Below are 11,824 nucleotides of genomic sequence, written 5' to 3'. Positions count from 1 at the left end.
GATCTTTTTCCCAGGTAACTGCGCAATTTTGAACGAAAGCGCTTCAGTTGCGCAGTTACTATATGCCTCGATTCGTTACCAATTTACAAATGCTTAACCAAACCGTCAGTTTCGGCCCATCGAGACGGCTGACGACATGAGCCAGATTTCAAGTGATTCGCGCGTTGCCGATGACTCGAAGTCACTTATACCCACGGTGGCTTTCCAGCCGACCGGGAGGCAATTGCGTCGCCGTATAAGCCCGATTTATCAATAGCTTGGGCGCTGCCTCTCTATTTCCCATCGTCCTTCAGGTAGTTGTTGCCGTTGATCACCAGAAGCCCGTCGGAACCTTTGTCCGGCTCGAATATGCTCATGGTCTCGGTCTTACCGCTCACGTCGGTCAGGTCGAGACGATAGCCGGAAAGCTTGTAGCGTCCGCTTGCGCCCGGCCGGTTGCTTGACGTGGTGACGCCCGATTGCGATCCGCCGATCTCATTCGTCATCGAGGCGCCCGACCAGCCTGCGCGTTCGAAAGTACCGTTTCGATGAAGCCTCAGCGTATGGCTGGACGCCACCGATCCCGATGAGGTCGCGGTCATCCCGCTCGAGGCGAAGGTGGATACCCATTCGCCGTCGAGCGTCGTGCCCTCATCAAACGGCGGCACGGCGCGGTGGTCTGCGTCGGCAATCACCAGGTCCTCACCTTTTTTCGAGAATGTCTTCGTCTCGATCTCGATCGTGCCGTAGGCAGAGGTGACACTGCGCATTTCGATCGACCCGGCGGAGGAGAAAAAACCGCCGCCGGTAAGCGTGTAGAGGCCGCAATCGGTCGGGGTCTCCTTGCAATGTTCGGTGATGCTCCGGCCGCCCTTCGGCAGTTCCGTGCTGAACAGCCCCTTCGGGTCGAACGTGGTGATCGTGCTGTCCGAATAGAAATCCATGCCGCCAAAGACATTCGGCCGGAGACCGGTATCGAGATGGGTGAAGACGCCGTCCAGCCCGCCGTCTTCGCTCGCCGGCACGAGATCGAAATCCTTGTCGGAAGGATCAAGCTTCACGGAGCGCACGAGGGTTGCGAAATCGGCCTCGGCACTTCTGCTTCTGTCACCGTTCACATTCAGCAGCACGAGCTGCAGATAGGCCTGCTGCCTGTCGCCGGCGACGCCGACGACGATCTGGCTGATGCTGACGTTCTTCTGATGAACGCAGCAGCGTTCTTCCACGCGAATATCGTAGCCGTTCACCGTGACTCCGTAATGTTTGACCAGGATATCTTCCTTCGCCATGTCGGGCAGCGTCGCGACGAAGGTCTTCATGCCGGCCTGCAGGGAACTGCGCGCTGCCGGGAGCGGCTTGGTGATCTGAATCAAAGCATTGCCGCGCTTGTCGTCCTCCGTTTCCGGAAAATCTTTCTGCAGCATAAAGAGATTGCCCTTACCGGCCTTCCTCCAGCCGGTAGCGGCATCGGGCAGGGTCACCGTCAGGCCGCCGATTTCGGCGGGCGCCGCCAATGCCTGAGAGCAGGGCACAAGGAAAAAAAGACTGAGAATGACGCCCAAGGCTAATCTGCCCCGGCCAATCCAATGAAACTGCGCGCTTCCCATTACCCCTCCCCGGCTTCGATGACCGCCGACGGGATTTGGAGCCGGGTGTGTGCTTTTCAACCCTGGGGTTTGACGAAGGTTTCTTGAACGCTTAGCCAACGCTCCACTAAACGGATTACTCACGACGCCACGCCACACCTCCTATTAGGCGAATGGCGGGGAGCCGGCAAAAGTGGGACAACTATCGACCGGAAATTCTCCGCACTTGAAGGTTCCTACGACGCCTGGAGGTGTGCCATGAGAACCATGTGCTCTGCATTGACGCTGTGTATCGCGATTGCCCTTTGCACGGCAAATGCCAGATATGTCACCCTGCCCGGATACGCCTTCAAGACCAACCCGAAATGTCAGCGCCACGAACCGAAGACGAGGTTTGACACAAGGTGCGACTGGCCGAGATTGGGCTTCAAGGACTTTACGCCCCCGCTCGTGACCGTGCTTGGAATCTGAAGATCCTGCTCAGCTTCAGGTGGGCCGGATGGTAGATTGGGGAACGTGTTGCCATTGCGGAAAAGAGCAGCCTCGCGAATCGACGAGAGATACCTCTTTTCAACATGCCGCACTTCACGGACCGCCCTGCAGTAAACGCTGCTGCCATGCCGTCTCGTTGACCGACGGATGCCCTTCGAAAGCATGTCGCACAAAAGTGTGCAGCGGTTTGCGACAACGGCATGCGTAAAAACAAAGACTTAAAGCGCGACAAGCTGAAAGATCGCGACGCGCTTTAGGGGTAACCGCTGGCGGAAATCATCGCCCGGACAGTTGCCCGACCCGCCCGAGAGGTTCTACTCCCGAGCCAGCACGAAATCGTGCTCCACCTGCCAAAACTTTTCCGCGAATCCAAGGTCGCTAGCCCGCACTGGATCTTCTACGGGCTGAAACTTGGCAAGCAAGCTCTCCTTCACGCCGAAGACGGCGTCCGAGTGGATGTACGGGTCGTCCGGGTCGAAGATGTGTGTTGTCAGCGCCTCGAAGCCCTCGGCCTTTATGATGTAATGCAGGTGAGCCGGCCTGTAGGGATGACGTCCAAGCGCGCCGAGCAGCTTGCCGACCGGCCCGTCGTCCGGGATCGGGTAATATTTGGGCTTGACCGCCCGGAACCAATAGCGGCCGTCCGCGCCCGTGCGAAAGACGCCGCGAAGGTTGAAGTCGGGTTGTATCCCCTTCTGTTGAACGTCGTAGAAGCCTTCGTCGTTGGCCTGCCAAACGTCGATGACAGCATTGGAAATCGGCCTGCCATCCGTGTCGAGTATCCGCCCTCCGATCACCATATCCTCGCCTTTCTGGTCGAGGCAGATGTTGGCGCCCATCGGCAGTTCCGGCGCGTCGGCAACGTGAAACGGACCGAGCACCGTGCTTTCAGAAGCCCCAGAGGGCTTGCGATTATTGATGGCGTCGACCAGCATCGACACGCCGAGCACGTCTGACAACAGGATAAACTCCTGTCGCCATTCATTGCACGTCTGCCCGGTACGGGTGAGAAAGAAGATCGCCTCCATCCACTCGTCCTGCGTCGGCTCAAGCTCCTTTACTGCCTCATGTAGCTTGCGCGTGACGACCTCCATCACCCGCTTCAGGCGCTCGTCCCTGGCTTGAGCGTTGCGGCTCGTGACCACCTCCACGGAATTTTCTTCGGTGAAATAGCCCTTTTCTTCGGAGCTCATAGTGCACCTCACAGAGAAAGAATTGTTTTCAAAACCCGGCGTAGCTCCGCTTCCGGATCAGCCGTCACGGCGTCCGCGCGCCACGCGACATGATGGTCGGGCCGCACGAGCAACACGCCTGAATCCCGGATTTCGCGGGCCCGCGCCCAGTCACCGTTCAGATCCTGCCACGTCTGTCGCGGTCCGATCCGATGCGTGGCGATCGGCAGCCCTAGCTCCTTCGAAAGCGTCTTTGCCGCTGCAATCCAGCCGTCGCCCCCGATGCCCGTCAGCACCGTGAAAACGCCGTGGCCCGTCAGATCAAGGCTGGACACCTTTTTTCCATCGGCGCCGAAGAGCCAGGCGTGGGGAAGCCGCGCACCCGGCCAAGTCGTCGGCTGGAAGTGCAGCTCAGGGTCCCTCTCGAAAGCGGGTTCCGGTTGCCCCTCCTTCACCACGGCGTTCGAGGCGTAGCGGTGGTTCATCTCGACGCCGTGCGCGTCGAATTCGTAGACCTTGTTCGCGATCGCAGTCCGGATTGCCGCGCGCTGCGCTTCGGACTCTGCCGTGTCATTGCAGCGCGCGTCCATGTTCTGCTGCATCTTCACCGGATCAACCGAGTCAAGCAGGCCGAGCGCCTTGAAAATTGGGCCGAATTCTTCGATCGACTTGTTGGCGCGGGTGACGATTTGCTTGGCGACTGGCGCGCGCTCGGCCTGGTAGCTGTCGAGGAGCTCAGGACCAGCTTGACCTTTCAGCACCATCGCAAGCTTCCATGAAAGATTGAACGCGTCCTGAATCGAGGTGTTGGAGCCCAGGCCGTTTGACGGCGGATGTCGATGCGTTGCGTCGCCCATGCAGAAGACGCGGCCGTTCGATATCGTCGTCGCGTACATATTGTTGACGGTCCACGTCGAGACCGACTTTATCTTCGGCTCGATGTCATCGACGCCCACGAGCTCGCGCACGACCTTCGTGGCGAAGGCGTCGTCGACCTGCGGTGCGGGCTGGTTGATATCGTATCCCCAGACGATCAGCCACTCGTTCCACGGGCGAACCATGCGCACGAGACCCATGCCGATGCCCCCGACGTCGGCGCCTGGCTGCAATACCCAATAGAGCACGGAAGGGCGATGGGCGACGTAGCGCGACAGGTCGGCCTCGAACAGGATGTTCATCGATCCGGCAACGCCCATCTTGCCTTCGAATCTCAGGCCAGCATGTTCGGCGACCTTGGAGTTCCCGCCATCCGCGCCGATCAGGAATTTGGAGTGAATGGTCAGCTCCCTGCCCGTCAATTTATCGACGCAGGTCGTCGTGACCCCATCGGCGTCTTGAACATGGCTTTTGTATTCGGTCGACATTCGCGGCTGCGCGCCGCGAGAACAGGCGGTCTTGAATAGCAACGGCTCCATGTATGTCTGAGGCAGGTCGTTCATCCGGCTCGGCGACGAGAGAAGATGTTCGGCGCGGGACAGTGGGTGGTTGCCCCAGCTTTTCATGCGGCCGATCTCCTCCCCGGTCAGCGAGGTGCAAAAGACGTTCTCGCCCATCAGATCCTGCTCGGCGGCGAACATGTAAGCTTCGTCCTCGACGTCGCGGCCAAGATCGCGCAGCACCTCCATCGTGCGCTGGTTGGTGATATGCGCGCGCGGCGTGTTCGCCAGCCAGCGATAGCGGTTGATCACCAGCGGTTCGAGGCCGTGTGTCGCGAGCAACGCGGCTGCCGCCGAACCGGCCGGGCCTGTGCCAATGATCAATACGTCGGTTTTGATGTCAGCCATGTGGCCCTCCCATTTCATATTCTGAAGATCCGTCCTTTAGGCGACGGCGGACCGGAAAAAGTTCCCAACCAGTGCGGTCGGATATCAGTCCCCAGACGCCGCGAGGCGCAAAGAGCATTGTAACGATGGCCAGTGCGCCGAGCGCCAGAAGATACCAGGAACCGAAGCTCGAAAACGCGTTCTGCAATACGAAGAAGACAAGCACACCCAGGATCGGACCCTCAATTGTGCCGATACCGCCGATGACGACGATGAAGATGACGTAGGCCGTCCAGTCGGTGAGCGAGAAGGCCGCGTCGGGCGATATCCGAGCCTTCTGCAGATAGATGAGCGCGCCGACCACTCCCGTGATGAAGGCCGTCAGGAGATAGATCAGTGTCTTCAGCCACTGTGCGTCGACGCCAAGGGCACGTGCCGCCGTCTCGTTGTCGCGGACGGCCGCAAGCCCCAGCCCATGCTTGCTGCAAAGCAGTTTGTAGACGAAGATGATCGTCGCCGACGCCAGCACGAGCGCCATCCAGTAGGCCAATGCATCAGCGGCGACGGACGAGCGCATGCCGAACCAGTCGCTGAGTGCGGCGGCGCCCAGCATGTCCCGCGTCGCATCTCGCGGCATGGACGTCCCTGTTCCGCCCCCAAGGGTCTTCCATTGCGCAACGAGCAGCCGCCCGACTTCGGCAATCACCCAGGTACCGATCGCAAAGTACGGCCCATAGAGGCGGAAGGCGAAGAAGGCTGTCGGCACCGCGACAGCGGCTGCGATGAGGCCGGCAAGCAGGACCGCCAGAACTGGATCCATTCCAGTCAGGATAACCAAGCCGAATAAGGCGTAGGCGCCACATCCGACGAAAAGTTGCTGCCCGACCGAGATGAGGCCGGCATAACCAGCGAGAAGATTCCAGCTTTGGGCCAGCGTTAGCATGGTCAGGATGAAAAAGAGGTCCTGTATGACGCCACGCGAGACGACGAACGGAGCGAAGATCATGAGGGCCGCCGCCAGGAAGAGGAACATTGTGAAGATTCGGGAGACAGTCGTCCTCGTCTCGATGCGCCAGCGAGCCGTTCGTTCATTGGTCATGGCTTGAAAACCCGTGGTCATGGCGCGCCTCAGTCGACGGCCCGCGGAAAAAGACCGCGCGGACGAAAAAGCAGCACGAGAAGAAAGGCGACGTGCCCGGCAAGAATTTGCCATTCGGGATTGACCGCAGCGCCGATCGTCTGCGCAAGGCCCAAGATCACACCTCCCGCGAGCGTGCCCCAAAGCGAGCCGAGGCCGCCGATGATCACTGCTTCGAAGGCATAGATCAATCGGGCGGGTCCGGCGGTCGGATCGAAGTTCGCTCTCATGCCGAGGTAGAGCGCAGCAACGGTCACGATCATCATCGCCAGTCCGGTAGCGACAGCGAAGATCGAATTTGGCCGAATGCCCATCAGGCTTGCGGTCACCACGTCGTCGGACGTGGCCCGAAATGCCCGGCCAAGAGCGGTCCGGTAGATGAGCTGATTCAGGGCCAAGATAATGAGCACGGCCGAGGCGAAGGTCAGCAACGGCATCAGTCCGGCGTTGACACTTCCGATCTGCACCGAGGCCGTTTCAAGCGAGCCCGCCGAAACTCGCCTGCTGTCGGCCGTGAACGCTTCCAAAAGACCATTCTGGATCACGATCGAAAGGCCGAACGTCACCAGCAGCGGTGGCAGGACGTCTTTGCCGAGCGTGCGATTGAGAAGATAATATTGGAGCACCCAGCCTAGCCCGAACATCAATGGCGCCGCTATCAATGCCGCGACAAACGGATTGAGCCCAAAAGATGACACGATGAGCATTATCAGGAACGCGGCAAGGACGATCAGGTCGCCGTGGGCCAGATTGACGAGCCGCATGATGCCGAAGACAAGGCTCAAGCCAGCCGCGAATAGGGCATATAGTCCGCCGAGCAGTATTCCCTGGAGAAGCGTATCAAGCCAGTTCATGGGTCCCCGCTCCAAAATAGGCTGCATGGATGTCCGCACGATCGAGTTCGGAGGGACGGCCGGTCAGGGTGATGCGGCCTTCCATCATGCAATAAATCCGGTCGGCGACCTTTAGAGCCTGCACGATGTCCTGTTCGACGATGATGATCGCGGCGCCCGATGCCTTGATCTTCGCGAAGGCGGCGTAGATATCCTTGATCACCACCGGCGCCAGACCGAGGCTGAGTTCGTCGCAGAGCAGGACGTCTGGGTTCGACATGAGGGCCCGACCGATCGCGACCATCTGCTGCTGGCCGCCAGAGAGGGCCGTTGCAGGATTGCGTCGCCGCTCTTTCAGAATGGGGAAAAGCGCGTAGATGCTTTCCAGGGTCCACGGTCCGGCCACCACCTGGCGGCCGTAGCTGCCGATCAGCAGGTTCTCCTCTACGGTCAATGACGGAAACAGCCTGCGGCCCTCCGGCACCAGCGCGATCCCGCGGCGCACCACATCCGGTGCTCCCAGCGCACCGATCGGCTCGCCGCGATGGAGGACCATCTCCGCGCTGTTGGCAATCACACCGGCGAGGGAGCGCATCAAGGTCGATTTGCCCGCGCCGTTGGCGCCGATCACGGCGATGGTCTCGCCGACCTCGAGCCGGATATCGACCCCGAAGACGGCCTGGAAGTCGCCGTAGAAGGCCGTAAGACCTCGTGTTTCGACAAGGCTTGCCATCAGACCTCCATCCCGAGATAGATTTCGCGGACGTCGCTCGACGCCATGATCGCATCGGCTGCGCCGATGCCGATCACGCGACCGAAGTTCAAGACCAGCAATCGCTCGGCGACGGCGGTCAGGGCGTGCAGCACATGCTCGATCCAGATGATCGCGACGCCGCGCTGGTGGACGCGTTTGATCGTCGCCACCAACTGCCGACACTCTCCCTCCGTCAGTCCTCCAGCGATTTCGTCGAGAAGCAGAAGCTTGGGTTGCGTGGCGAGCGCGCGCGCAAGCTCCAATCGTTTGCGTTCAAGAAGGGAAAGGGAGCCTGCGGGGACATTCGCCTTTGCGATTAGGCCTGTCTCCACCAGGATGTCGGCACAGAGATCGACGACATGGGCTTCCGCCTGGCGCGTTCCGAAAGCGCCTGCGACCAATAGATTTTCATAGGCGGTCAGGCGCTCGAAAGGCTGCGGTATCTGAAAGGTGCGTCCCATGCCCGCAAGGCAGCGCTGCATCGGGGGCGTATGGGTCACATCGCGGCCGTCGAATTGGATTGAACCACCGGCCACCTTGAGGTTGCCGTTGATGAGATTGAAGAGTGTCGATTTTCCAGCACCGTTCGGTCCGATGACGCCGAGCGCCTCTCCCGGCTCCACCGAAAAGGAAACCCCTTCGGCGACGATAAGCGCGCCGAAGGACTTCGATACACTTTTAAGTTCGAGAATGGGCATCGGTCCTCCTCCGATCAGTTCCGCCCGGCTCGGGCGCCGGGCAGAGCTTTAGCCTTAGGCCAAAACTTCGAGCTTACCGCCCAGCGGCACATTGGGCGCCAGCCCGTTTTCGACGACGACGAGATCGTAGCCGCCGCCCGACTTCAGGCGCCACTGGCCGCCGACGAGAGGCGTCTTGGCAACATTCTTCTGCGCAAATGGCGGAAGCTTCTCGTTGCCCCACGCGATCGGCCCGACAAGTGTATCGAGCTTGGTCTCCCCTATGGCCTTGGCAACAGCGTCGCCGTCGCCAACCCCTCCCGCTCGCTTCATCACGTCGACGGCGATCTCGAACAACGCGTGGGCGAAGCCGATAGGTTGTGTCCATGGGCGGCCGGTCGACTTGGTGAATGCGTTGGCGACGGTGACTGCCGTCTCGCCTGTCAGTGACGATGTGAAGGGATGGCTGGGCGTCCACCAGACTTCCGTGGACAGGTTATGACCGGCATCGCCCAACGCTTCGACCGTCTGCGGAAAGAGCAGCGCCTTGCCGATCGAGGCGATTTTCGGTTTCAATCCCTGCTGTTTCGCCTGGTTCCAGAAGGTGGTGAGATCCGGCGGGATCATCACGCCGGTAAGGATGTCGGTACCCGCCTGCTTGAAGGCGTTGATCTGCGCGGAGAAGTCGTCCGTCAGGTTCTGGTAGCGGCCGGTGTCAGTCAGTCCGTAACCCAGTTTTTCCAGGACTGGCGGAAACCCCACCACCTTATCGCCCCACGCGTTGCCGTCGCCGTCGTTGGGGAAGAGCCCGCCGACCTTCTTATTGGTGTCGATCTGACCCCACATGCCCGTGAAGACGGCAATGATATCCTCAAGCCCCCAGAAGAAGTGGTAGGCATAGTCAAATGGCTTCCATGATGAGGGATCGCCGGGATTGCCCTGCTGGCCGATGAACCACGGCTGCCAAGGAGCCACCGTGGAAATGCAAGGCATTTGCTCGCCTTCGCAGGTCGTCGAAACCGGGTTGGTCGTTTCCGGCGTGGAAGAAACCAGCATCAGATTGACCTGGTCGTCGACGATAAGCTCCTTTGCGACCTCGGCCGCGCGGTTAGGATTGGACTGGCTATCCTTGACCACAACCTCATAGGTCAGGCCGAGCTTCTTTGTCGTCGCCAGGAACGAATCGATGACGAATTTGTCGGCCTCGCCAAAGGCGGCAAGCGGGCCGGTTTGCGGGCTGACGTAGCCAAGCTTGATGGCCGCGTTCTGGGCGATCGCCGGAGCGGCAAGGCTGGACGTCGCTATGATGGCCCCGCCGGTCGCCGTTGTTTTCAGAAAATCGCGTCTCGTGAACATGCTTCCTCCCATTGTCCCTCTCCTCCCAAAGAGCGCGCCGTCCGGCGTGCCAAGTTTCAGTCTTCCGGACGTCGTCCCTCCCAGGCGTCCTGAAGAAGCTTCCTGATCGATTGACGGTCTATCGGCCGAGGGTTCCAGTACGGATTTTCGACAGCGATCGACGCGGCGCGGTCTAGATCGGCCTCCGTCATTCCGAAATCCTTGAGTGACATCGGCGCACCGATCTGCTTGGAAAAATCCCAAAGACCGCCACCGATCGAGCCGCCGAATATCGCCGCGGCCTGGGAAAGCTCTGCAGCTGCCGCCGCTGCATTGAAAGCCGCGGTATGCGGCAGCATGACAGCATGTGTTTCTGCATGCGGCGTATCGAAAGAACCGCCAAGCGTGTGGCAGATCTTGTGATGCAGCGCCATCCCGACGGCACCAAGGACCGTGCCGCAAAGCCAGGCGCCGTAGAGCGCGTCGCTGCGGGCGTCCGTGTCGTTCGGTGACGTCACGATCTTCGGCAGGCTCAGTTTGAACGCCCGCAGGCCTTCAAGCGCCATGAGCGTCGAGATCGGATTGCGATCGCGGGCATAGAGACCTTCCAATGCATGGGCCATTGCGTTCAGCCCGCTTGTCGCGCTCATCGCGACAGGCAACCCCAGGGTAAGAGACGGATCGTAGATCACGATCTCCGGCAAGATCTTCGCGTCGCGCACCGTCGTCTTCCGACCGCCTTCGGTTTGGCCAAGAATTGGCGTCACCTCCGACCCGGCATAGGTCGTCGGCACGACGATCTGAAAGATGTCGTTGCGATAGGCGATCGCCTTGCCAAGCCCGGTGGTCGATCCCCCACCGAGCGAGACGACGCAGTCGGCAGCCGTATCGAGCACCACCTTCATGGCAGCCTCGGTCACCTCCACGGGCGTGTGCATGACCGCCCCCGAGAAGACGCCGCAGGCCTGTTCGCCAATCTTATTGGCCAGCTCTTCCGCGTCCGCCTTCTGGTGCGGGGTCGAGAGCACAAGCGCGCGCTTGCGCCCAGCCTTTGCGATCCATGCACCGACACTGCCAATGCTGTCGTTGCCGAAAACGATCTGGGCGGGACTGCCTGCGTAGCAGAACGGCCGCGTCATCCCTGCCTCCCCGGTCTTGCGCGAACCATCACAAAGGTCAGGTCGACCGACCTGCCCCGCCGACCGTCGACCTGTGCATGTTCGAACCGCGCAACGAGGTCCGGTCGGACACCGAAAAGGGCATCCTCCGCAAGACGCGGATCACTTGAATCGTAGATGTGCGTCGTAATCGTTTCGAACCCTTTCGCTCTGACAACGAACTGAAGATGAGCCGGACGATGCAGCGGATAGCCAGCACCCTTCAGCAGACGGCCAACGGGCCCGTCGTCCGGCACGCCGTAGCCGGCGGGCATCACCGAGCGATAGATGACGCAGCCTTTCGTGTCGGTCCTGAACAGTCCGCGTAGATTGTGCTCTGGTTGGAGATCCGGTTGCTGGTTTTCGTAGAAGCCCTCGGCGTTGGCCTGCCACGTCACAACCTCGGCACCCCCGATGGGAAGCCCGTCGAGATCCTGCACGCGCACGGAGACGCGTAGGGGCTCCCCCTTTCCATCGACCGAGATTGAGGCTCCGGATGAACGCTCAGGGGCGTCGTCCCGATAGAAGGGCCCGCGGATTGTATTCGGCGTCGCGCCCTTCTGTCGACGTGAGTTGATTTCTTCCACCAGCGCGGAAGCGCCGATGAGGTCCGAAAGCAGCACCCATTCCTGACGGCGCTCGTCAGAGGCGTGCCCGACTTCCGTCAGAAACTGGATGACCTTGCGCCACTCGTCCGGGCTCGGGCGGAACTCCTTGATGAGGTCATGAACATGCGTCACGGCCGCAGCGATCAGGTGGGCCAATTTGCCGTTCCGGTTCGCGCTGAAGCGTTCGGCAAAGGCTTCGGATGATGTGGCCTCGTCGAATGTGAGCGCCCTGGCACTCCCTGTCATCATCGTCTCCTCCCGATCGACATATGAGAAGCCTAGCACGATGGAAGTCGAGCGTTGATGATTTTGCAGAGGATCAGTATAACA

General features: G+C 60.5%; 11 protein-coding genes. 1 reads left to right on the top strand and 10 read right to left on the bottom strand.

Translation table 11 applies throughout. The features are described 5' to 3' along the window. Positions 1–272 precede the first annotated feature (272 nt). Complete coding sequence (locus J3P73_RS27985) at positions 273–1,586, bottom strand: hypothetical protein (protein WP_130682895.1); 1,314 nt, start codon at positions 1,584–1,586, stop codon at positions 273–275. Between the two features lie 237 nt (positions 1,587–1,823). On the opposite strand from J3P73_RS27985, the gene J3P73_RS38185 reads away from it, so the two are divergent. After that, positions 1,824–2,036: a hypothetical protein gene (locus tag J3P73_RS38185; RefSeq protein ID WP_018493339.1), complete on the top strand. Its 213-nt coding sequence runs from the start codon at positions 1,824–1,826 to the stop codon at positions 2,034–2,036. A 335-nt stretch (positions 2,037–2,371) separates the two neighbouring features. On the opposite strand, the gene J3P73_RS27980 is transcribed toward J3P73_RS38185, so the two are convergent. From J3P73_RS27980 to J3P73_RS27940, 9 genes are read right to left on the bottom strand one after another with little or no spacing between them, the layout of a single operon-like run. After that, complete coding sequence (locus J3P73_RS27980; protein ID WP_024319750.1) at positions 2,372–3,250, bottom strand: intradiol ring-cleavage dioxygenase; 879 nt, start codon at positions 3,248–3,250, stop codon at positions 2,372–2,374. 8 nt (positions 3,251–3,258) lie between these two features. Then, on the bottom strand, positions 3,259–5,013 hold the full coding sequence (locus J3P73_RS27975; protein ID WP_024319749.1) for an FAD-dependent oxidoreductase: 1,755 nt from the start codon (positions 5,011–5,013) through the stop codon (positions 3,259–3,261). Next, positions 5,006–6,112: a branched-chain amino acid ABC transporter permease gene (locus J3P73_RS27970; RefSeq protein WP_024319748.1), complete on the bottom strand. Its 1,107-nt coding sequence runs from the start codon at positions 6,110–6,112 to the stop codon at positions 5,006–5,008. The genes J3P73_RS27975 and J3P73_RS27970 overlap by 8 nt, the downstream gene beginning before the upstream one ends. A gap of 8 nt (positions 6,113–6,120) precedes the next feature. Next, complete coding sequence (locus tag J3P73_RS27965) at positions 6,121–6,984, bottom strand: branched-chain amino acid ABC transporter permease (protein WP_130665750.1); 864 nt, start codon at positions 6,982–6,984, stop codon at positions 6,121–6,123. Next, positions 6,971–7,696, bottom strand: a complete 726-nt coding sequence (locus J3P73_RS27960) for an ABC transporter ATP-binding protein (RefSeq protein ID WP_130663307.1) — start codon at positions 7,694–7,696, stop codon at positions 6,971–6,973. The genes J3P73_RS27965 and J3P73_RS27960 overlap by 14 nt, the downstream gene beginning before the upstream one ends. Further along, positions 7,696–8,415: an ABC transporter ATP-binding protein gene (locus tag J3P73_RS27955; protein WP_018480653.1), complete on the bottom strand. Its 720-nt coding sequence runs from the start codon at positions 8,413–8,415 to the stop codon at positions 7,696–7,698. Before J3P73_RS27955 ends, J3P73_RS27960 begins: the two co-directional genes overlap by 1 nt. A gap of 54 nt (positions 8,416–8,469) precedes the next feature. Continuing rightward, positions 8,470–9,750: an ABC transporter substrate-binding protein gene (locus tag J3P73_RS27950; RefSeq protein WP_130663308.1), complete on the bottom strand. Its 1,281-nt coding sequence runs from the start codon at positions 9,748–9,750 to the stop codon at positions 8,470–8,472. 56 nt (positions 9,751–9,806) lie between these two features. Further along, positions 9,807–10,868, bottom strand: a complete 1,062-nt coding sequence (locus J3P73_RS27945; protein WP_024319745.1) for a maleylacetate reductase — start codon at positions 10,866–10,868, stop codon at positions 9,807–9,809. Beyond that, positions 10,865–11,743 carry a dioxygenase family protein gene (locus J3P73_RS27940; RefSeq protein ID WP_130687408.1) on the bottom strand — a complete coding sequence of 293 codons (879 nt, stop codon included), beginning with the start codon at positions 11,741–11,743 and terminating at the stop codon, positions 10,865–10,867. The genes J3P73_RS27945 and J3P73_RS27940 overlap by 4 nt, the downstream gene beginning before the upstream one ends. Positions 11,744–11,824: the final 81 nt, after the last annotated feature.

This window comes from Rhizobium ruizarguesonis, assembly GCF_017357285.1.
GTDB lineage: Bacteria > Pseudomonadota > Alphaproteobacteria > Rhizobiales > Rhizobiaceae > Rhizobium > Rhizobium ruizarguesonis.
This window is presented reverse-complemented; position numbering and strand designations above follow the sequence as displayed.